The sequence below is a fragment of the Kutzneria sp. CA-103260 genome (assembly GCF_018263855.1).
In the GTDB taxonomy this organism is placed as follows: domain Bacteria; phylum Actinomycetota; class Actinomycetes; order Mycobacteriales; family Pseudonocardiaceae; genus Kutzneria.
In genome coordinates this window covers 5,056,959-5,077,823 of sequence record NZ_CP073318.1, presented here as the reverse complement: position 1 = coordinate 5,077,823, position 20,865 = coordinate 5,056,959, and the positions used below count along the sequence as shown (strand labels likewise).

Sequence of the window (20,865 nt, the reverse complement as noted above, 5' to 3'; positions counted from 1 at the left end):
GGCTCGCTGGCGAAGGAGAGACGCCGTGGAAGGCGTGAAGGCGCAGCTGCGCAGGCACCGCATCGAGACGCCCTCTTGGGCGTACGGCAACTCGGGCACCCGGTTCAAGGTCTACGCCCAGGCGGGCGTGCCGCGCACGCCGCAGGAGAAGATCGCGGACGCGGCCAAGGTGCACGAGCTGACCGGGGTGGCGCCGAGCATCGCCCTGCACATCCCGTGGGACAAGGTCGACGACTATCCCGCGCTGGCCCGGTTCGCCACCGACCACGGCATCGCCATCGGGGCCATCAACCCCAACGTGTTCCAGGAGGACGACTACCGCCTGGGCAGCGTCTGCAACCCCGACCCGAAGATCCGCCGCAAGGCCACCGACCACCTGCTGGAGTGCGTCGAGGTCGGGGTGCGGACGGGGTCCACCATCCTGTCGCTGTGGTTCGCCGACGGCACCAACTATCCCGGCCAGGACTCGATCCGGGCCCGCCAGGACCGACTGGCCGAGGCACTGTCCGAAGTGTACGGACAGCTGCCCGACGGCATGCGGATGCTGGTGGAGTACAAGCTGTTCGAGCCCAGCTTCTACACCATGGACCTGCCGGACTGGGGCACCTCGTTCGCGCACTGCGTGAACCTCGGGCCCAAGGCCCAGGTGCTGGTGGACACCGGGCACCACGCGCCCGGCACTAACATCGAGTTCATCGTCGCCCTGCTGCTGCGGGCTGGCAAGCTCGGCGGCTTCCACTTCAACAGCCGGTTCTACGCCGACGACGACCTGATGGTCGGCGCGGCCGACCCGTTCCAGCTGTTCCGGATCATGCACGAGATCGTGGCCGCGGACGCGCTGGCCCCCGAGGCCGACGTGGCGTTCATGCTCGACCAGTGCCACAACATCGAGCCCAAGGTGCCGGCGATGATCCGGTCGGTGCTCAACGTGCAGGAGGCGACGGCCAAGGCGCTGCTCGTCGACCGCGAGGTGCTGGCCAAGGCCCAGGCCGAGGGCGACGTGCTCGGCGCCAACGCGGTGCTGATGGACGCCTACAACACCGACGTCCGGCCGCTGCTCGCCGAGCTGCGGACCGAGGACGGGCTCGACCCGGACCCGATCGGCGCGTACCACCGGTCCGGCTACCAGCAGAAGATCGAGGCCGAGCGCGTGGGCGGCTCGGCGATGGGATGGGGCGCGTGAACCCGGAAGTCGCTCAGCTGCTGGCCCGTGCGCACTCGATCGGCGCGGACCGGCGCAACACCAACTACGCCGGCGGCAACGCGTCGGCCAAAGCCGTCGACCGCGACCCGGTCACCGGCGGCGACGTGGAACTGATGTGGGTCAAGGGATCCGGCGGCGATCTCGGCACCCTGACCGAGGCCGGCCTGGCCGTGCTGCGGCTGGACCGGCTGCGCGCCATGACCGACGTGTACCCGGGGGTGGAGCGCGAGGACGAGATGGTCGCCGCGTTCGACTTCTGCCTGCACGGCAAGGGCGGCGCCGCGCCGTCCATCGACACCGCCATGCACGGCCTGGTCGACGCCGCGCACGTGGACCACCTGCACCCGGACGCCGGCATCGCGCTGGCCACCGCCGCCGACGGGCCGGCGCTGACCCGAGAGTGCTTCGGCGACCGGGTGGCCTGGGTGGACTGGCGGCGGCCGGGTTTTCAGCTGGGGCTGGACATCGCCGAGATCAAGCGGGCCAACCCGCAGGCGATCGGCGTGATCCTCGGCGGTCACGGCATCACCGCGTGGGGCGCGACTTCGCAGGAGTGCCAGGCCAATTCGCTGGAGATCATCGGGAAGGCCCAGGAGTTCCTGGACTCCCGGGGTTCCGCTGACCCGTTCGGGTCCGTTGTCCCGGAGTGGCGGCCGCTTGAGCCCGCTGCCCGGCGTGAGCGGGCCGCGGCACTGGCTCCGGTGATTCGGGGGTTGGCGTCGACCGACAACCGTCAGGTCGGGCACTTCACGGATTCGCCCGAGGTGCTGGAGTTCCTGGCCGGCTCCAAGGCCCCGGCGTTGGCCGCACTGGGGACCTCGTGCCCGGATCACTTCCTGCGCACCAAGGTCCGGCCGTTGATCCTCGACACCGCCGCGGATGCGCCACTTGAGTCCGTTGTGGAGCGACTGCGGGACCTGCACCACGAGTACCGTGAGGACTACCGGGCCTACTACGCCCGGCACGCCCTGCCGGACTCGCCGGCGATGCGCGGGGCGGATCCGGCGATCGTGCTGGTGCCCGGCATCGGCATGTTCTCCTTCGGGGCCGACGAGCAGACCGCCCGGGTGGCCGGCGAGTTCTACGTCAACGCCATCAACGTCATGCGTGGGGCCGAGTCCGTGTCCCGGTACGAGCCGATCCCGGAGAGCGAGAAGTTCCGGATCGAGTACTGGGAGCTGGAGGAGGCGAAGCTGCGTCGGCGCCCCAAGCCGAAGCCGCTGACCGCGCGGGTCGCCTTCGTCACCGGCGGCGGCTCCGGCATCGGCCGGGCCACCTCCCTGCGGCTGGCCGCCGAGGGTGCGTGCGTTGTCGTCGCCGACCGTGATCTCGCCGCCGCCGAGGCCGTGGCCAAGGAGATCGGGCCGTCGGCCGTCGCCGTGCACGCCGACGTGTCCTCTTCGGACGCTGTCGACGAGGCGATCGCCGCTGCCTGCCTGGCTTTCGGTGGCGTCGACCTCGTCGTCAACAACGCCGGGCTGTCGGTGTCCAAGCCGCTGGTGGACACCAGCGACGAGGACTGGGACCGGCAGCACGGAGTGATGGCCCGGGGCTCTTTCCTGGTGTCACGGGCCGCCGCCCGCACCATGATCGCGCAGGGCATCGGCGGCGACATCGTCTACGTGGTCAGCAAGAACGCCGTGTTCGCCGGGCCCAACAACGTCGCCTACGGCTCGGCCAAGGCCGACCAGGCGCACCAGGTCCGGCTGCTGGCCGCCGAACTGGCCGCCCACGGCATCCGCGTCAACGGTGTCAATCCCGATGCCGTGGTGCGGGGGTCGGGCATCTTCTCGTCGGGCTGGGGCGCGCAGCGGGCCGCCGTGTACGGGGTGCCGGAGGAGAAGCTGGGGGAGTACTACGCCCAGCGGACCCTGCTCAAGCAGGAGGTGCTGCCCGAACACGTCGCTGCCGCGATCTTCGTGCTCACTGGCGGGGAACTGTCCCGCACCACCGGTCTGCACGTGCCGGTCGACGCCGGCGTCGCCGCCGCGTTCCTGCGATGACCTCCTATGCAGCTGTCGACCTCGGCGCGTCCAGCGGGCGGGTGATGCTCGGGCGCGTCGAGGCCGACCTCCTGGAGCTGCGGGAAGTTTCCCGCTTCTCGTACCGGCCCGAGGTTCGGGACGGGGCGCTGCGCTGGGACGCGGCACTGCTGCGGCGGTCAGTCGAGGAAGGCTTGCGGGGCTTGGACGTTCGCAGTGTCGGGATCGACTCGTGGGCCGTGGACTACGGCCTGCTTGACGACTCCGGTGAGCTGCTGGCCGATCCCGTGTGCTACCGGGATTCCCGGACCGATGGTGTTGTCGACCGGGTGCTTGCCGCCGTGCCGGCCGAGGAGTTGTACGGCGTCACTGGCATTCAGATCCTGCCCATCAACACGTTGTATCAGCTCGTCGCCGATCCCTTGGCTCAGCAGGCCGCACACCTGCTGCTGATCCCCGACCTGGTCGCCTACTGGCTCACCGGTGAGATCGGGGCCGAGTACACCAACGCCTCCACGACGCAGCTGCTGGATGTCCACACTGGACAGTGGGCGACGGGGTTGATGGATCGACTGGGGATTCCTTCGGGCTTGTTCCCACCCATCCGGCAACCCGGCTCGGCCATCGGTGGCACCGTCGTCGTCGCCGTCGGCTCCCACGACACCGCGTCGGCTGTGTACGCCGTGCCTGCCCTGACCTCCCGCTTCGGCTACATCTCCTGCGGCACTTGGTCCCTGGTCGGCGTCGAGTTGGACCGCCCCGTGGTGACCGCCGACAGCCTGGCCGCCAACTTCACCAACGAGGCCGGCGTCGGCGGCACGGTCCGGTACCTGCGCAACGTCATGGGCCTGTGGCTGCTGGAGGAGTCCTTGCGGGTCTGGGGCCTGGAGCGGGATCCCTTGCTACGGGCCGCCGCTTCTTTGCCTCGCCGGTCGGTCATCGACCCCAACGCCTCGGAGTTCCTGCCTCCCGGCGACATGCCGTCCCGCATCGTCGCTGCCTGCCGGAATTCGGGTCAGCCGGTGCCGGTCGATCCGCCGGAGATCGTCCGCTGCATCCTCGACAGCCTCGCCGACGCCTACCGCGACACGCTCCTGGATGCTCAGCGCTTGTCGGGCAAGGAGATCGACGTCGTGCACATCGTCGGCGGCGGCTCCCGCAACGAGCTGCTCTGCCAACTCACCGCTGATGCCTGCCGTCTCCCCGTCCTCGCCGGGCCCGTCGAAGCGACCGCGTTGGGCAATTTGCTGGTGCAGGCCGGGATTCCCGACCCGCGCCGCTTGGTGGCCGCCACCCACGAGATCCGCCGCTACGACCCGTTGGCCTGAATCCCAAGGTTCGCGCCGACGCCGCCGGATCGGGCGGCGATCCAATCGCTGAATTCTGGGCTGGATTTGGGGTGGCTCCGGGTGGATTTTGCGTGGAGCCTCTGGGCGATGGCAATCGAGGCAATCATCGGGCAGGCTGCGCCTGCCTCGATTCGCGGACGAGCGTACGCCATCGCCCCCCTCCACGCAAAATCCACCCTCCGAGGCGAGAGGGGGCGGTGGTTTGGTTTGTGGGGTCGGGTTTGCGATTATGCATGAAACTCGGATTCACCCGTTAGTGATTCGAGTTTGATCTTTGATAGGCGTATTCTGGAGGTATGGAAGAACTCACCCGAGAGTTGGAGAGCAGAGAACCGTCGGGGGCTCTGCTGGATCTGCTCATGGGTGTGGATATCGCCGATCTGGCCGCTGATCAGCAGGTCACGGCGTTCATTCTGGCGCGGAAGATCAAAGCGTTCGTCGATCATGTGCAGTTGTCGATTCTGCGGGATGTGGAGGATACCGCTGAGTTGGCGATGGCGGTTCATGAGCCGGAGCAGTCGGTGGTGCGACAGAAGCGGTGCAGCGAGGTGTTGGACCGGTTGCCTCGGCTGTCGGAGCTGCTACGGCGAGGCGAGCTGGATCTGCGGCGGCTGGAGACCGTGGACGAGCGGATCGTCAACCTGCCCAATCCGGCCATGGTTGCTGAGGTTGAAGACGAACTGATTGGGGTGGCTTTGGGGCTGACTCGCACGCAGCTGGCCCGGCGGACTACCGGGCTGGTCGCGAAGGTCGATCCGACCGGCTACGACCAGCGCCGCCTGAAGGCCAAGCAGGAACGTCGGGTCGAGTTCACGCCCCTTCCGGATGGCATGGCGCAACTGCGGATCACCCTGACCGCCTTGGATGCTCGCGAGGTGTGCGACGTCCTGACCCAGGATGCCCGCGCCCTCGTGAAGGACGACCGCACCACCGACCAGAAGCGCGCCGACGCCTTCCTGGACCGGTTCCTCGGCTACGGCATCGACCGCAAGGTCAAAGTCCACGTCACCATCTCCCTGGAAACCCTCATGGGCCTGACCGAAGACCCCGGCCTCCTGGACGGCTACGGCCCGATCGCCGCCGACTCCGCCCGCGAACTCTCCATGCACGCCCCTTGGCGCGGCCTGCTCCTCGACCAGTACCGGCAGGCCTCCGAACTCGGCACCGACACCTACCGCCCCACCGCCCGCATCAAGGAATTCGCCGAACTCAACGCCGGTGGAGTCTGCTCCGCCCCCGGCTGCACCACCCCCATCCAAGAACTCGACCACACCACCCCCTGGCCCACAGGAAAGACCGCTGCCACTCAGCTCAAGGGCTACTGCGCCCATCACCACCACCTCAAACACGGCAACCACACAGTCACCCTGGATACAGACAACACCCTCCACTGGGTCACCCCACTAGGCCGCCACTACACCACCCACCCCCACCAATACTGACCACCCGCCCCACCCGTTCTTTGATAACTCCACAGCGAAACCAGCCCAGCCCACCCAAGAACCCACAACAACTCGAATCGGAGGGTGGATTTTGCGCGGAGGGGGGCGATGGCATACGCTGATCCGCGAATCGAGGCAGGCGGAGCCTGCCCGATGACGCCTCGATACGCCATCGCCCAGAGGCTCCGCGCAAAATCCATCCGGAGCCATCTAAAATCCGAACGAGCCAACCCCAACCACGCCAACCTCCTACGCAGGAGACGGATCGGTGCTGGCGATCACCCAGCGGTTTCCGGCCAGCGGATCGGCGTCCACCGGAACCGGCCCAGCTCCATAGCGGGCGGTGTAGTCGAAGCAGGTGTGCACGGAGACGTCCCAACCAAGGGCGGAAAGCAAGGAGACCGAGTCGGGGCGGGGGTTTTCGGAGAACAGAGCCAGGAGGTCGATGCCGGTCTCGGCCAAGGTGGTGGAGTAGAGGGGGCTGGCCCGGACGGCGGGGCTCTCGACGGCCAGCTTGATCTCGTAGAACAGGCGGCTGCCGGGCTCGGAGAGGGTGTTGATGGTGCGCATCAACGAGGTCTCGGCGGCGGAGGACAAATACAGCAGCAGGCCCTCGGCGATCCAGGTGGTGGGCAGCCCAGGGCAGAAGCCGGCGTCGAGCAGGGCGGCGGACCAGTTGCCGCGGAGATCGGTGTCGACGGGGGTGCGCTTGACCAGGGGAGCGGCACCGATATCCGACAGGACCTGGTGTTTGAAGTCCAGCACCGGCCCACGGTCGAGCTCGAAGACGTGGGAGTCGGGCGGCCAGGGCAGACGGAAGGCGCGAGTATCGAGGCCGGCGCCCAGAAGCACAGTCTGGGCGGAGCCGGGGATGAAGTCGTCGAGCAATCGGGTGCGCAGACCGAAGTACCGGCCGAGACGGCTCCACAGCGGACTGGAGTCCACAGTGGATGAATACGACACGGGCCAGTCGACGCCGGCGGCGCGCACGAAGTGCTGGGCGAACTGGTCCTGGGCCAGGGAATCGGGGCGGGTGGCCTCGATGGCCCGGGCGGCGGCGACCAGCAGGGCGGTCAACCCGACATCGCCGGCCATGACTCCTCCTCATCGGGTAGGCGCAGCCAGGCCGGATCATCATGGGCCAGCAGCCGAGCGCCGTAGAACCTGGCCATATAGCGGTGAATGAGTTCGTCCGGCAGGCAGAGGCTGGCAGTGCAGTCGGTGAGCAGCGTGATGTGCCAGCCCTTCTGGAAGCCGGTCCGGGCGGTCGAGTCGACGCAGACATCGGTGTACAGCCCGGCGAAAGCCAAGTGCTCGATGCGCCGCAGCCGCAGGTGATCCTCGAAGCCCTCGCTCAGGAAGGCGTCGAACTGGGCCAGCTTGGTGAAGACGTGCTCGCCGGGAAGCGGGGTCACACGGGAGAAATCCGCGCCCTGGGTGCCGTCCACGCACTTCTGACGCTTGCCCTGCAAGCGATTGCGTCGTCGCCAGCTGGCCCGTTGGTGCTCGACGTCGCCGAGGAAGCGCACGAAGATCACCTCGACGCCGGCCTCCCGGGTGCGGTCGACGGCGGCGGCGACGTTGGCGGTCACCTCGTCGAATCCGGTGCAGAAGTCGTTCTGCACGTCCACGACAATCAGCGCGGTCGTCAAGGGCCGGCCACCGGCTGCACGGCCAGAGCCTCCAGCAGTGCGTCCACCACGGCGGAGGTGCCGTGCCGGCCGCCCACGTCCCGGGTGCCGATGCTGTTGTCCCGTAACGACTCCAACACCCGCTCGACCATGCCGACCGCCCCGGGGCAGCCGGCGTGCCGCTCAGCGATGGCCGCGGCGGCCCGAACCGTGGCGGTGGGATTGACCTCGTCGCGGCCGGCGAGGTCGTCGGCGGAGCCGTGCACCGTCTGGTACTCCACCAGACCCGCCACCTCCGGATGCAGGTAATGGTTCTCGGCGCAGCGGTTCTCCTGCCGGTGTCGGCCGAAACGGTCCAGCAGCATCACGTGCATGATGTCGGCCCACTCGTTGCCGGCGATCAGCAGGGTCCGCGGCCCGAAGCCGTGTTCGACCAGGTTGCGGTTGGCGGTGTCGGGCTGGCACAAGGTGATCCGCACGCCCCGCCGCGCGGCGATCTCCGCCACCCAGCGGCCGAAGACTCCGTCCAGCAGATGGAACTTGTAGGCCATGACGATCCGCGCCGGCCCCTGCCCGGGCCAGTGCCGCTCGGCGGCGCGCAGCGCGAAGTCGATGACCTGCTCGGTCAGGTCCCGCCGGAACACCATGGTCCGTTCGACCACGCCGTCGGCGTGCGCGTTGCTGCCGGTGTAGAAGCCCTGGGCCTGGTCGCGGACCAGCAGCAGCGGGCCGATGGCGTCGACCTTCACCGTCCACAGCCGTTCCCGCACCAGGTAGAGCGACTGGGCGTTGATCGCGGTCCGGAACACCGCGGTGACGCCGCCGCCGGCCAGCTCCCGGCAGAATCCCTCGTAGTGCTGGGCGTCCTGCCGGGTCAGCCGCTCGGTGTCGCCGGTCGGCTCCAGCGTGAAGTACGAGTGGTAGGCCCGCGGCGACCGTCGGATCGCGATCTCCCGGCCGTGCAGCCGGCCGATGCCGCCGAGCACCCGCTCGAAGACCTCGGCCAGCTCCGGACCGGTGCCGCGGCCGACGGCGAGCCCGATGATCGGTTCCACTCGGTCAGCCCTCGGCGGGGACCAGCCGGTCGCCGGCGATGCCGGCCTTGTCCGGGCGGTAGTACTCGACGATGGCGTCCCGCCACACCGGCACCGGCACCCGGTCGTTGTCGTCCGGCCCGAACACGGTGTACAGGTCGTGGATCTGGTCCGCGCCGAAGCCGATGGCCTCCATCAGGGCCACGAAGACCGGTCGCTCGACCAGGCCGTCGCCGTCGGGGTCGCCCAGCGCTGAGAGCGCGTCGGCGAACTGCGCGATGGTGCCGTCGAACCGCTCGGGCGCCAGCACGCAGGCGGTGAACTCGTCGTAGCTCACCTTGCCGTCCGCGTTGGTGTCCAGTTCGGTTTCCAAGGTGGCCCAGTACTGGCGAAACGCGGCCGCGATGGCCTCCCGGGCGGCGTCGCCGGACGCGGCGGCGGCCGCGACCACCCGGCCGCTCATCAGTTCGAAATCATCGGGTTCGAGATAGCCGTTCCGGTTCACGTCGAACAGCTGGAAGATGAGCTTGACTCGGTCAAGGGCTTCCTCGCGCACGCCCGCGCCGCCTTTCTCGTCGGATCTCCGCCGATGGCGATGCCAGTGTGGGGTCGGCCCGGGAGGCGCACAACAACCCTTCACCGGAAGGTGTCAATCGGTCATCGCCTCGGTTTTCCTGACGCCGCAAGGCAATACGGCAAACGTGCCACAGTGTGCGGCAGTCGGGGGACACCCCTGGCCAAACCGCGATCAGTCGTCGACCGGCGGCAGGCCCTGTAGCTTGCGGATCTGGTCCAGCACCGCGGTCACCGCGTCCAGGCTCTCCGGCGGCAGGCCGACCGCCCGCAGCGCGATGGACCGGACGCCGGCCTGGTGCAGCTCGTCCAACATGGCCAGCTGGCGGGAGGTCTGGTCGGCGTGGTCACGGTCGTAGAAGTACGCCGGGGCGACGCCGAAGAAGGCGGCCAGCGCGTCCAGCAGTTCCCGGGACGGCCGCTCGCGTTTGCCGGTGCGCAGCGCGGACAGGTACGCCCCGCTGACCCGCAGCCCCGGATTGACCGCCTTGAGTTCGGTCGCGACCTCGTCGTTGGTCCAGGTGCGGCCGCGCGGCCGGCTGGACCGGAACAGGCCGTCCAGTCGCTCGGCGAGCACGGATTCGCCCTTGTCCTGAGCCATGTCCGTCCTTCACTGCCGAGGCTTCGTCGCGTCGCCAGTCCAACTGTATCAACTGGCAGTCCCATCGCGAAGTGACCGAACTCACAGCCGCCGACCGCGGTCGACCGGCGTAGATTCAACTGTCAGTTCAACTGGATCGTCCATTGGTCGAGGGGGCTGAGTGACCACCACGGAACGCTCCGACACGCTGCTCGATCGGCTCAGCGATCGTGAGATGCAGGTGCTGGCGCTGGTCGCCGAGGGCAGCTCGAACCTGGCCATCGGCCGCCGGCTGCGGCTGCGCCCCAAGACGGTTGAGGCGCACGTGCGCAGCCTGTTCACCAAGCTGGAGCTGGAACCCCGGCCGGACGAGCACCGGCGAGTGCTCGCCGCGGTGACCTACCTGCACGGACGGCGGGCATGAGCCGTGCCGTCCACACCGGTCACGGTCTGCGCCATCGTCGCCGCGGGCTTGCTCGTGCTGGCGGCTGACGGGGGGCCGCCGTTCCCGGCCTTCCAGTCCGAAGTGGACGGTCTGGTCACGCTGGTCGGCCGCACCGGCGGCTTTACCGTGGACCCGCGGGACGGCCAGGGCCCGAAAGCCGGCTACGCGGTGGCCACCGGCCGGGCCACGGCGCGGATCGAGCCCGCCGACCGGTTCTTCGACGGCGGCGGGCCGGCGGCGCTGCGGGCCTATCTCGAGGACAAGGCCGAGCAGCTGCGGGACGATCCGGCGTTGCTGGTCGGCGCCTGGTACGACCGACCCGGCCGACGCGTTGTGCTGAGCCTGGTCGAACTGGTGCCGGACCGCACCGACGCGATCAGCGCCGGCGTCGCCCACCGGCAGCGGTCGATCTACGACCTCGCCACCGGCGCCGAGGTGCCGACCGGCTACACCGGTCAACGCTGACTCCGCTGGTAGGCCACGAACTCGTCGGCCCACTCGGTCAGCCACCGGATCTCGTCGCGCAGGTCCCGGTCGGCCGGCGCCACCTCGGCCCGGTCGTCGGCCCGGGCCTGGGTCGCGGCGATCGCCGTCGGCACGTCCTCGCCGCGGCGCAGGGCCCGCCGCGCGTCCTGGATCTCCACCACCCGGCGGTGCAGCCAGAAGTCGATGTCCCGCAACCGGAAGAAGTCCCGCCAGGTCGAGGTCGGCGGATCCAGCGCGACCACCGGCACCTCGGCGCACAGGGCCCGCCACAGCGGATACAGCCGGTGGTAGTCGCGTTGGGCCCGCAGCCACCGGCGGGCGGCGGACAGCCGCGGGCCGATGGTCGGCAGCACCCAACCGATCAGCGCCAGCATCGACCCGATGTCGCCGCACGCCCACGCGAGCGGCTCCAACGGCCGCAGATCGCCGCCCAGTGGCCCGGCGAGCAGGTCGGCGACCCGCACCGCGCAGTACACCAGGATCACCGCGCCGCCGATCGCGGTGGTGACCATGCCGCGCCGCAACCAGCCCCGGTGCGAGATCTTCGCGTAGCGCCAGCAGTGCCGCACCACGTCGACCTGTCCGATGATGCAGGCCAGGATGTAGATCACCAGGTACGGCGCCTGCGCGAGCTGGTGGGTGTACTGCACGTAGAAGTCGTCGAAGCGCCGCTGGCGCGGCTCGAACACGAAGTAGGTCACCACGTAGCCGGTGAAGATCGGCGCGGCCAGGGTGAACCGGTTGCGCACCCGGCGTTTCGCGTCCGCCGGGCGGTACGTCCAGTGCATCAGCAGGAACTGCTGGGCGATGGTCAGGCCCAGCACGCTCATCCCGGAGCACAGGCCGGCGCTGTTGGGCATGCCGGTCAGCTCGTCCACGAACACGTACACCGGCGGCAGCAGCACCAGGTAGCTCAGCGCGGACAGTCCCACGTACAGGCAGAAGGCCACCGCGACGGCGTCGGCGCGCTGGCCGCGGGCCAGCCCCCACACCTTGTGCAGCAGGATCGCGAATCCGACGACCAGGCAGAAGGTGTGCAGGACCGTGGTCACCCGGCGCCACCGCCGCCGATGTAGAAGGAGCGTTCCAGGCGGTCGAGCACCTCGCGTGTCTCCGGGCTGCCGTCCATGGCCGCCGGCTCGGGCGGGCGGGCGTTCATCCGCTGCAGGATCGCCGACGCCATCACCTCGGCCTCCAGCTCGTGGCCGTTGTCGTAATCGGCGCGCAGCAACATGTCCCGCACCAGTTGCGGGTCCAGGTCGGGGAAGATCAGACGTGAGTCCGCGTCGGCCACCGGCGCGGTCGTGCTGTGCCCGCAGAGGATGTGGGCCAGCTCGTGCGCGATGATGTGTTCCTGGTGGGTCCGGCTGGTGTCGGCTTCGTAAACGACGACGTCCATCGCCGGCAGCCGCAGCCAGATCCCCGAGGGCCTGGCCGCGCCCATCGGTGCGGGCACCAGATGGATAAGCCGGTTCCGCCTTCTGCTCAGGTGCTCGACCAGACCGGTCAGATCGAACGGCCGGTCCAGTCCCCACTCGGTGAAGCGGGTCTCGCACATTCTGAGCAGACGCCGGACCCTGCGCGTGACACGTTCCTTGCCGTCCAACAGATCGCCCCCAGCAACCGTGGCACTGCGGCGCGGCGCGACACCGCCTTCGCTCGATGCTGCCAAATCGGTTGCCGGTTGACAAGCGCGCTACCGCTCGCGCACCGGCCGGACTCGGGCCGCCAGCTCTATCTCCGCGTCGTGGCCGTAGGCCGCGCCCAGCCGCGAGAGCAGCGATGTCAGTGCGATCGTGTAGGACTGCGGACCCGGTGACTCCAAGGCGAAACTCGCCGCCACACAACCTAGTTGCGCCGACCGCGCGGTGCCCATGCCGGCCTCCACTCCGGCCAGGAAACCCGCGCGGAACGCGTCGCCGGCCCCGGTCGGGTCAACCACTTCGACCGTGACTGCTTTTACCACAATGGGTTCCGTCCCGCGTGACTCGACGCGGACCCCGTCCGCGCCGAGCGTGGTCACCCAGGAACCGACCCTCGACAACACGTCCTCGGCCGTGCACCCGATGCCGGCCAGCAGCAGCTCGCGCTCGTACTCGTTGGTGAACAACCAGGTCGCGCCCTCGATCAGCGCTCGCATCTGGGTTCCGTTGACATAGGCCAACTGTTGCGAGGGATCCGCGACGAACGGGATGCCCGATTCGCGGCAGTCACGGGTGTGCCGGAGCATCGCCTCCGGATCGTTGGGGGAGATCACCACCAGGTCGGCGCCGGTCCGCAGCATCGGCGCCAGCGCGATGTCCCGGGCCCGGGACATCGCGCCGGCGTGGAACGACGCGATCTGGTTGTGGTCGGAGTCGGTGGTGCACAGGAACCGAGCGGTGTGCAGCTCCTCGGCCACCAGCACCGAACCGGTGTCCACCCCGTGCGAGTCCAGCCAGCGCCGGTACTCGCCGAAGTCCTTGCCCACCGCGCCGACCAGCACCGGCCGCAGCCCCAGCTGCGCCAGCCCGTACGCGATGTTCGCGGCCACCCCGCCGCGCCGGATCTCCAGCTCGTCGACCAGAAAGGACAATGAGACGCGGTCCAGCCGGTCGCCGACGAACTGGTCGGCGAACCGGCCCGGGAACCGCATCAGGCAGTCCGTCGCGATCGATCCGGTGACCACGAGTCGCAAGGTTTTCCCGTTCCGCTCTAGAGGTTGCGGCCGCGCAGGCGCCGCGGCCAGATGCCCTGCTTGCCCGGCGCCAACACGCCCGCGGGGTCCAGCGCGTCCTTGATCTTCTCGCTCAGCCGCAGCAGCGCGTTGTCGTTGAAGCTGAACGTGGCCGCGATCTCGTCCATCAGCGCCGGATGCACCCGGTACTCGCCGTAGCCCAGTTCGGCCGCCTCGCGGATCAGCGTGCGGCACAGGTCCAGGGTGGCGACGCGGTCGGCCGGGTCGGCGGTGTCGAACATGAGCATGCAGATGTGGTGCATCTCCCGGCGGCCGACGATGAAGTTGCCCATGTAGTCCTTGCCGGCCTCGCGGCAGCGGTCCCGGGCCATCTCGTACTGCCGCATCGCGTCCTCGGCGGTGGCCGGCGACACCGGGGCGAAGTCGATGTGGCCGCCGTTGTCGTGCCACTGGAGGATCTTGTAGGTGTCCAGGTTGGGCTGCCCGGCCATGATCTTCGCCCGGGCGGCCAGCACCGGGCTGGGGTGCTCGCCCTCGAAGTGGAAGCCGGCGCCGGGAATGCCGGCGAACGCGTCCCTGATCACCTCCCAGGTGGCCGCGCGCACGGCCGGCGGCCCGTACAGCGCGCCGTAGAAGTTCCACTGGCCGATGCCGTGCTCGTCGGCGATCCTGCGGGCCACGCTGTCCGGCACGGGGCCGGCGCCGGTGAAGAACCGCGAGCGCGGGCCGACCGCCGCCGCGTCCAGCAGCAGGCTGCGCAGCGTCGGCACGTTCGGGATGGTGCCGTTCAACCGCAGCGGCCGCACCGCGTCCACCACCGCGCCGAGATCCTCCTCGCGCGGCAGGGTGATCATGTACGCCTGGCAGCCGGCCGGCTCGGGCATCAGCCAGATGCCGAGCTTGGTCACGATGCCGTAGTTGGACTGGGTGAACATCGGGTCGAACTGCGGGCCGTAGCCGTACTTGAACAGCTGCCAGGTGTTGCTGCCGGGCAGCGCGCCCATGCCGGTGCGCACCACGTCGCCGTCGGCCAGCACGACCTCCATGCCGCACTGGATGGACAGGTGGTCGCCGTAGGGCGTGTAGCCGACGCCGCGTTCCAGGGTGTTGCCGATGATGCCGCCCCAGCCCAGGTCGGGCACGTCCAGCATCAGTTTGCTGCCGCGGGCCCGGAGATGGTCGTACAGCTCGAAGTAGCTCACGCCCGGTTCCACCAGCGCGTAGCCGAACTTCTCGTCCACCTCCAGGATTCGGTTCATCCGCTTGAGGTCCACCACCACCGCGCCCGGCAGCCGTGGGGCCGCGCCGCCGAAGCCGAGGTTCTTGCCGGTGGAGATGGGGGAGAGCGGCAGGCCGTGCTCGGTGGCGATCCGGACCGTGGCCTGCACGTCCTCGACCGAGCCCGGCAGCACCGCGGCCGACGGGCTGAAGTGGTCGGCCTCGTAGATCGGGCAGGGGTCCTGGTAGTGGACCAGCTCCGACTCGTCGGACAGCACCCATTTCGCGCCCAGCGCCGAACGTAACTCCGCGAGCGCCCGGTCCAACCGGTCCTGGTCCATGTCCGGGGGCAGGTGCCTGGTCATGGGGTCTCCCTCTCCTCGATCCGGGCCGGTGAGTTGGTCGACTCCACGAAGGCGCTCACGGTGGTCCGCTGCCAGATTCCGTTGACGGTGAACGGGTCCTCGTCGACGTAGCGGCGCACGGTCTCGCGGTCCGGGGCCCGCAGCACGATCAGGCTGCCGACCGGCTCGCCGTCGTCGCCGACGAGCTGGCCGTACAGCACCGGAGCCACCAGGCCGGAGCGCAGCCGGGCCGAGTGCTCCGCCCGGTGCACCGGGCGCAGCCGCGCCGCGTCCGGACCGTCGAGGCAGTGCACAACCCAGAGCATCGACGCGCGCCTTTCGTTGCGGGACAAGGAGAACGACCAGGGACGACGCTAGTTCACCGGCGGCCGGCGGGCATCGGGGCTAACCCTGATGCGCGGCGTCCCTTGTGGACTTGCGGCTGATCGCCCAGTAGGCGCAGAACAGCGCGCCGAGCACGGCCACCGCCGCCGCCACCACCGGGATGGAGCGGAAGCCGAGCGGGGCCAGCAGCAGGCCGCCGACCGCCGAGCCCAGGGACGTGCCCAGGTACATCGAGCTGCTGTTCCAGGCCAGCAGCGAGCCGCTGTTGGCCGGGAAGGTGGCGACCAGACGGGCCTGGTAGGACGGCAGGCACGGGTAGGCGCACACCGCGAACACCAGCAGCGAGGCCAGCAGCAGCGGGGTCGACGCGGGCAGCAGCAGGTCGACGACCAGCAGCATCACCGCGACGAGGGCCAGGCTGGTGGTGGCCACCCGGCCCGCGCCGTAGCGGTCGGCCAGCCGGCCGCCGCCGAGGCTGCCGATGACCGCGCCGACCCCGTAGACGATCAGCGCCAGCGCGACCAGGCCGGTGGACAGGTGGGCGTCGGTGCTCAGCCCGGTGCCGAGGTAGGTGTAGAAGGCGTAGACGGCGAAGCCCCACAGGCCGGTGACGGTCACGGCGCGCAGCCGGACCGACAGGGCGATCGGGGGCGGCGTGGCGGCGGCGGCGCCGGTGGCCGGCGTGGGCCAGGCGAAGGCGTTGACGACGGCCAGCACCCCGGACAGCGCGGCCAGTACCACGAAAACGGCCTGCCAGCCCAGAACGGCGGCCAGCGCGGTGCCGCTGGGGGCGCCGGTGGTCAGCGAGATCAGGAAGCCGGCGACCGCGGTGGACATCCAGGCGCCGCGCTTGCCGGCCGGCGCGGACCCACCGACCAGCGCGTACACCGACGGGCTGACCGCGGCGGCGGCCAGGCCGGCCAGCACGCGGGCGACCAGCAGCAGCCAGAACCAGGGCGCGAGGCCGGTGAGCAGGTTGGCCACGCCGAAGCCGACCAGGCCGATGACCAGCACCCGGCGGCGGCCGATCCGGTCGGCCAGCGAGCCGAACCAGGGCGCGCCGAGCACGTAGACGATCGAGAACAGGGTGACGGTGTTGCCGGCCTCGCCCGGCGTGACGCCGAAGCGGGACGAGATGGCCGGCAGCAGCGGGGAGACGACGAACAGGTCGGTGCCCACCACCAGCAGGGTGAGGAAGCCGACGGCGAGGCTGGCGCGGCCGCCGGCCGAGGGCGCGGCGGCGGGCGCGGACGGGGCGACGCGGGGCGTGGACATGAACTCACGCTAGCGTATATCTCACCAGTAAACAATTTTCCGGCGAGAAACTTTCCGGGAAGCGAGCCTGGTAGAGTGGTCGGCGTGGACCGTGACGACGCCATCGACGTGCTGCTGGAACAGTGGCGACGGTCCCCGTACGACCTGCCGCTGGAGTCGATGGCGGTGGCCAAGCGGATCTCCCGGGTGGCCCGCAACCTGGAGCAGCACCTGGCCAAGGCGCTCGCGCCCTACGGCCTGGACCCCGGCGAGTTCGACGTGATGGCCACCCTGCTGCGCAGCGGCCCGCCCTACGAGCTGACGCCCAACGCGCTCAACCGGTCCCTGCTGATCTCCTCCGGCGGCCTGACCAAGCGGCTGACCCGGCTGGAGTCCCGGGGCCTGGTGTCCCGGCGGCTGGACCCGGACGACCGCCGCTCGCTGCTGGCCGCCCTCACCGAGCCGGGCCGGGCGCTGGCCGGCGAGGCCGTCGTCGCGCACACGCGGGCCAGTGCCGGGCTGGCCGACTCGCTGCCCGCGGCCGACCGCGCCCGGCTGACCGAACTGCTCAGGAGCCTGCTGCTGCACCAGGAGAGCTGATCCCGCCGATGTGCACGAACTTCGTCTCCACGAAGTCCTCGATGCCGTGGTGCGAGCCCTCCCGGCCCAGCCCCGACTCCTTGACCCCGCCGAACGGCGCCACCTCCACCGACAGGAAACCGGTGTTCAGGCCGACCATGCCGACCTCGAGCGCCTCCGCGACCCGCCAGGCCCGGCCCAGGTCGTTGGTGAAGAAGTAGCCGGCCAGCCCGGATCGGGTGTCGTTGGCCAACTCCACCGCGGCTTCCTCGGTGTCGAACGAGGTGATCGCGGCGACCGGGCCGAAGGTCTCCTCCCGCATGACCCGCATCTGCGGCGTCACGTCGGCCAGCACCGTCGGCTGGAAGAACGTGCCGCCCAGCGCGTGCGGGGCGCCGCCGACCAGCAGCCGCGCCCCCTTGTGCACGGCGTCGTCCACGTGCGCCGCCACCTTGGCCAGCCCGTCGGCGTCGATGAGCGGGCCGACGTCGACCCCGGGCTGCTTGCCGTTGCCGACGGCGAGCTTGCCGACCGCGGCGGTGAACCGGTGGGTGAACTCCTCGACGATCGACGCCTGCACCAGGAACCGGTTGGTGCACACGCAGGTCTGCCCGCTGTGCCGGTACTTCGACAGCACCGCGGCGGTGACCGCGGCGTCCAGGTCGGCGTCCTCGAAGACCAGGAACGGCGCGTTGCCGCCGAGTTCGAGGGTCAGCCGCTTGACGGTGTCGGCGCACTGCGCGGACAGCAGCTTGCCGACCTCGGTCGACCCGGTGAACGAGATCAGCCGCACGGTCGGGCTCGCGCACAGGGCGCGGCCGATGGCCGGGGCGTCGCCGGTGATCACGTTGAGCACACCGGCCGGCAGCCCGGCTTCCTGTCCCAGCGCGGCGATGGCCAGCGCCGACAACGGGGTCTGCTCGGCCGGCTTGAGCACCACCGTGCAGCCGGCGGCCAGCGCGGGCGCGGCCTTGCGGGTGATCATGGCCGCCGGGAAGTTCCACGGCGTGATGCAGCCGACCACGCCGATCGGCTGGCGCAGCACCATGATCCGGCTGTCCTCGGCGGTGGCCGGGATGATCTCGCCGCGGACCCGCTGCCCCTCGGCCGCGTAGAAGGTCAGGAACGAGATGGCGTAGCCGATCTCGCCGCGGGCCTCGGCCAGCGGCTTGCCCTGCTCGGTGGTCAGCAGTTCGGCCAGCTCGTCGGCGTGCTCGGTCATCAGCTGGGCCCAGCGGGTCAGCACGGCGGCCCGGTCCTTGGCGGTGCGCCTGCGCCACGGGCGCAACGCCTTCGCCGCGGCCGCGATGGCGGCCTCGGTGTCGGCCTCGGCCATCAGCGGCACGGCGGCGATCTTCGCGCCGGTGGCCGGATCGGTGACGTCGAAGACCCGGCCGTCGGCCGCGGCCCGCCACTGCCCGTCGACCAGAGCCGCCTCGCGCAGGAGCGTGGTGGACACCATCGGTGTTTCCTTCCAACGAATCGAGGGCGGGCCGTGGCCGTGCCACGACCCGCCCGCTGATCAGGGCTGGACCAGCCGCCAGCCGCGTTCCCGGGCCAGGTCGGCGATCTCGGCCCGGTCCGACACCAGCACCGGGTGGCCGACCTCGGACAGCATCGGCACGTCCGAGCGGTCGTCGCCGTAGGCCCAGCAGTCCGCGCCGGTCGCCGCCTCGGCGGCCAGGAACATCCGCACCGCCTCGGCCTTGCCGGCGCCGATCGTCTGCGGCGGCACGATCTCCCCGGTGTAGCACCCGTCCTCGACCACGACCCGGGTGGCCAGCATGCGCGTCACGCCGAGCTCGTCGGCGATCGGGCGGAGGATGTCCACCATGGACCCGGACACGAACACGATCTCGTGCCCGGCCTCCTGGTGCTCGCGCAGGGCCCGCAGCGCGCCGGGAAAGTACAGCCCGCCCGGCATCGCCCGGACTTCCTCGTACCAGCGCCGGGCCAGCTCGGCCACCCGCTCGGGCCGCCGGCCCCGCCAGGTCCGGTAGTACATCCGGTTGAGGTCCTCGCGGGGCCGGCCGGTGGCCAGGTAGTGCTGGCGCTCGGCCTCGAACCGCGCCGCCCTGCGCTTGCCCAGCACCGAGGGCAGCAGACCGGTGTGAGTGTAGTAGTAGTCCTGGAACGAGAACATCGTCTTGATCCGGACCACAGTGTCGTCGACGTCGAAGAACGCGAAGGTCCGCGCCGCCTGGGTCGTCTCGCTCACGGCTTGGTCGCGCCGACGACGAAGCCGGTGAAGGAGGCGAAGAACCGGCCCTGCTCCTGGGCGGCGAGCAGCGGCTGCCACCACTGGCTGAGCTGCTCGCCGGTCAGCGCCAGCTCGCCGTTCTCCTGCGCGGTCTTGAGCCGGCCGGCGGCCAGCGTGCGGAAGAACTCGAACGGCATCACGACGGTGTGCGGCGAGACCGTGACGTCCTGCAGGCCGCGGTCCAGCATTCGGCGGTACAGCTGCCGGCCACTCCACTTGTTGCGGTGGGCGTCGGAGAAGCAGCGCATCACCTCGCGGGTGGCCGCCTCGTCCGGGTGGTCGACGATGGTGGTGTCGAAGTCGTAGTCGAACACCGACAGCCGCCCGCCCGCCCGTAACACCCGGACCAGCTCGTTCAGGCCGGTCTCGATGTCCTCGCAGTGCATCAGCACCAGCTTGGCCCGTGCCCCGTCGAAGCTGTTGTCGGGGAAGTCCAGGCCGCTCAGGTCCGCGACGCGGAACTCCAGCGGCAGGTCGGAACCCTCGCTGCGGCGGCGGGCTTCGGCCAGCATGGTCTCGCTCAGGTCGGTGGCCACCACCCTGCCCTCGGCCCCCACCAGCGCCACCACCTCGCGGGCGTCGTCGCCGGTCCCGCAGCCGACCTCCAGCACCGTCCGGCCGGCGATGTCGCCGAGGGTGGCGTTGAGGTCGTCCTTCATGGCGCGGTACTCGGGCAGCGCGTTGGCGATGTCCATGAAGTCGATGAACCACGACGCGTCCGGCGCCCGGTCGACCGTGGTGAAGTTGCCGATGTTCCCGGTGGCGCTGCTCATGACCGGCTTTCCTCCATGTCGCTGGTTGACTTCACATCGGTGAGCGCCTGCCGGGCGGCCATGGCCTCCTGCTTGGCGCCGATCTTGCTGACGATGACCCGGTAGTGCACGTCGAACTCGGCCGCCACCGCGCCGCGCTGGCTGATCGTCAGGGTGGCGTGGAAGCGCTGGCCGACCGGGCCCTGCTCGTGCGCGACCAGGTGGTAGCGCACGACCGTCGGCAGGGGGAAGACGAACGTGTCGAACCGGGACCGCAGCTGCTCGATCACGAACCGGCTGGGCGCGCTCGGCGGGTAGCGCAGCTCGGTGACCGCGGTCCACATCTGCCGGGCCGCCTCGATCAGCGCGACCGCCGGCACGTGCTGGCCGGTGATGTGGTCCTCCAGCACTTCGTTGCGCTCGTCCAGCACCAGCGGCGCGGTCCACACACCGTCCACAAGGGACGGTTCGCCGATCATCACGTTCTTGGCCGCCCGCTTGTGGGTCAGCTCGCGGCGGGCCGGCGCCGGCACGTCCCAGCGTTTGGCCAGCTCGGCCAGCAGCTCGCCGGACAGCCCCTGCCCGGCCACCAGCTCCTGGTCGCCGAGCTCGTCGGCGCGCAGCCGGGAGGCCGCGATGGTGCCCGGATTGGCCAGGAAGTCCTCGAATCGGTCGCCGACGACGACCAGTCGGTCCTCGCCCATGGATTC

General features: G+C 70.2%; 22 protein-coding genes. 7 read left to right on the top strand and 15 right to left on the bottom strand.

The window, feature by feature from the left end; genetic code table 11:
• Nucleotides 1-34 precede the first annotated feature (34 nt).
• The 4 genes from rhaI (at nucleotide 35) to JJ691_RS21910 (ending at nucleotide 5,977) form a co-directional block, all read left to right on the top strand.
• A complete protein-coding gene (gene rhaI, locus JJ691_RS21925) occupies nucleotides 35-1,183 on the top strand; it encodes an L-rhamnose isomerase (RefSeq protein ID WP_211771640.1) in 1,149 nt (382 codons plus the stop codon).
• Entirely contained in the window at nucleotides 1,171-3,207 is a 2,037-nt protein-coding gene (locus JJ691_RS21920) for a bifunctional aldolase/short-chain dehydrogenase (protein WP_211770590.1), read from the top strand. Before rhaI ends, JJ691_RS21920 begins: the two co-directional genes overlap by 13 nt.
• Nucleotides 3,204-4,514 (top strand): rhamnulokinase, encoded by a 1,311-nt coding sequence (locus tag JJ691_RS21915; protein WP_211770589.1) that lies wholly within the window; start codon nucleotides 3,204-3,206, stop codon nucleotides 4,512-4,514. Before JJ691_RS21920 ends, JJ691_RS21915 begins: the two co-directional genes overlap by 4 nt.
• A gap of 317 nt (nucleotides 4,515-4,831) precedes the next feature.
• On the top strand, nucleotides 4,832-5,977 hold the full coding sequence (locus JJ691_RS21910) for a DUF222 domain-containing protein (protein ID WP_211770588.1): 1,146 nt from the start codon (nucleotides 4,832-4,834) through the stop codon (nucleotides 5,975-5,977).
• 249 nt (nucleotides 5,978-6,226) lie between these two features.
• On the opposite strand, the gene JJ691_RS21905 is transcribed toward JJ691_RS21910, so the two are convergent.
• From JJ691_RS21905 to JJ691_RS21885, 5 genes are all read right to left on the bottom strand, one after another.
• Nucleotides 6,227-7,072, bottom strand: coding sequence for an SAM-dependent methyltransferase (locus JJ691_RS21905; protein WP_249228106.1), 846 nt, complete (start codon nucleotides 7,070-7,072; stop codon nucleotides 6,227-6,229).
• Nucleotides 7,051-7,629, bottom strand: a complete 579-nt coding sequence (locus JJ691_RS21900; RefSeq protein ID WP_211770587.1) for a cysteine hydrolase family protein — start codon at nucleotides 7,627-7,629, stop codon at nucleotides 7,051-7,053. Before JJ691_RS21900 ends, JJ691_RS21905 begins: the two co-directional genes overlap by 22 nt.
• Complete coding sequence (locus tag JJ691_RS21895) at nucleotides 7,626-8,663, bottom strand: isocitrate/isopropylmalate family dehydrogenase (protein WP_249228105.1); 1,038 nt, start codon at nucleotides 8,661-8,663, stop codon at nucleotides 7,626-7,628. The genes JJ691_RS21900 and JJ691_RS21895 overlap by 4 nt, the downstream gene beginning before the upstream one ends.
• Nucleotides 8,664-8,667: 4 nt before the next feature.
• Nucleotides 8,668-9,198: an EF-hand domain-containing protein gene (locus JJ691_RS21890; protein WP_211770586.1), complete on the bottom strand. Its 531-nt coding sequence runs from the start codon at nucleotides 9,196-9,198 to the stop codon at nucleotides 8,668-8,670.
• Between the two features lie 192 nt (nucleotides 9,199-9,390).
• Nucleotides 9,391-9,816, bottom strand: coding sequence for a helix-turn-helix domain-containing protein (locus JJ691_RS21885; RefSeq protein WP_211770585.1), 426 nt, complete (start codon nucleotides 9,814-9,816; stop codon nucleotides 9,391-9,393).
• A gap of 160 nt (nucleotides 9,817-9,976) precedes the next feature.
• On the opposite strand from JJ691_RS21885, the gene JJ691_RS21880 reads away from it, so the two are divergent.
• A complete protein-coding gene (locus tag JJ691_RS21880; protein WP_211770584.1) occupies nucleotides 9,977-10,219 on the top strand; it encodes a helix-turn-helix domain-containing protein in 243 nt (80 codons plus the stop codon).
• 3 nt (nucleotides 10,220-10,222) lie between these two features.
• Complete coding sequence (locus JJ691_RS21875; RefSeq protein ID WP_211770583.1) at nucleotides 10,223-10,705, top strand: hypothetical protein; 483 nt, start codon at nucleotides 10,223-10,225, stop codon at nucleotides 10,703-10,705.
• On the opposite strand, the gene JJ691_RS21870 is transcribed toward JJ691_RS21875, so the two are convergent.
• From JJ691_RS21870 to JJ691_RS21845, 6 genes are all read right to left on the bottom strand, one after another.
• Nucleotides 10,696-11,778: an MAB_1171c family putative transporter gene (locus JJ691_RS21870; RefSeq protein ID WP_211770582.1), complete on the bottom strand. Its 1,083-nt coding sequence runs from the start codon at nucleotides 11,776-11,778 to the stop codon at nucleotides 10,696-10,698. The genes JJ691_RS21875 and JJ691_RS21870 overlap by 10 nt on opposite strands.
• Nucleotides 11,775-12,284, bottom strand: coding sequence for an ImmA/IrrE family metallo-endopeptidase (locus JJ691_RS21865; RefSeq protein WP_211770581.1), 510 nt, complete (start codon nucleotides 12,282-12,284; stop codon nucleotides 11,775-11,777). Before JJ691_RS21865 ends, JJ691_RS21870 begins: the two co-directional genes overlap by 4 nt.
• A gap of 138 nt (nucleotides 12,285-12,422) precedes the next feature.
• Nucleotides 12,423-13,403 (bottom strand): carbohydrate kinase family protein, encoded by a 981-nt coding sequence (locus JJ691_RS21860; protein ID WP_211770580.1) that lies wholly within the window; start codon nucleotides 13,401-13,403, stop codon nucleotides 12,423-12,425.
• Nucleotides 13,404-13,420: 17 nt separating this feature from the next.
• On the bottom strand, nucleotides 13,421-14,986 hold the full coding sequence (locus JJ691_RS21855; protein WP_211770579.1) for an FAD-binding oxidoreductase: 1,566 nt from the start codon (nucleotides 14,984-14,986) through the stop codon (nucleotides 13,421-13,423).
• Nucleotides 14,983-15,291: a YciI family protein gene (locus JJ691_RS21850; protein ID WP_211770578.1), complete on the bottom strand. Its 309-nt coding sequence runs from the start codon at nucleotides 15,289-15,291 to the stop codon at nucleotides 14,983-14,985. The genes JJ691_RS21855 and JJ691_RS21850 overlap by 4 nt, the downstream gene beginning before the upstream one ends.
• A 79-nt stretch (nucleotides 15,292-15,370) precedes the next feature.
• A complete protein-coding gene (locus JJ691_RS21845; protein ID WP_211770577.1) occupies nucleotides 15,371-16,585 on the bottom strand; it encodes an MFS transporter in 1,215 nt (404 codons plus the stop codon).
• A gap of 84 nt (nucleotides 16,586-16,669) precedes the next feature.
• Here JJ691_RS21845 and JJ691_RS21840 point away from each other — a divergent pair, with 84 nt between their 5' ends.
• Nucleotides 16,670-17,164, top strand: a complete 495-nt coding sequence (locus JJ691_RS21840) for a MarR family winged helix-turn-helix transcriptional regulator (RefSeq protein ID WP_211770576.1) — start codon at nucleotides 16,670-16,672, stop codon at nucleotides 17,162-17,164.
• Here JJ691_RS21840 and JJ691_RS21835 read toward each other — a convergent pair.
• The 4 genes from JJ691_RS21835 to JJ691_RS21820 are packed head-to-tail and all read right to left on the bottom strand — an operon-like array spanning nucleotide 17,133 to nucleotide 20,859.
• Complete coding sequence (locus JJ691_RS21835; protein ID WP_211770575.1) at nucleotides 17,133-18,605, bottom strand: NAD-dependent succinate-semialdehyde dehydrogenase; 1,473 nt, start codon at nucleotides 18,603-18,605, stop codon at nucleotides 17,133-17,135. The genes JJ691_RS21840 and JJ691_RS21835 overlap by 32 nt on opposite strands.
• 60 nt (nucleotides 18,606-18,665) lie before the next feature.
• Nucleotides 18,666-19,361, bottom strand: a complete 696-nt coding sequence (locus JJ691_RS21830; protein WP_211770574.1) for an HAD family hydrolase — start codon at nucleotides 19,359-19,361, stop codon at nucleotides 18,666-18,668.
• The gene (locus JJ691_RS21825; protein WP_211770573.1) at nucleotides 19,358-20,176 is read right to left on the bottom strand and encodes a methyltransferase domain-containing protein; all 819 of its coding nucleotides are present in this window, start codon (nucleotides 20,174-20,176) and stop codon (nucleotides 19,358-19,360) included. Before JJ691_RS21825 ends, JJ691_RS21830 begins: the two co-directional genes overlap by 4 nt.
• Nucleotides 20,173-20,859 (bottom strand): AfsA-related hotdog domain-containing protein, encoded by a 687-nt coding sequence (locus tag JJ691_RS21820; RefSeq protein WP_211770572.1) that lies wholly within the window; start codon nucleotides 20,857-20,859, stop codon nucleotides 20,173-20,175. The genes JJ691_RS21825 and JJ691_RS21820 overlap by 4 nt, the downstream gene beginning before the upstream one ends.
• Nucleotides 20,860-20,865: the final 6 nt, after the last annotated feature.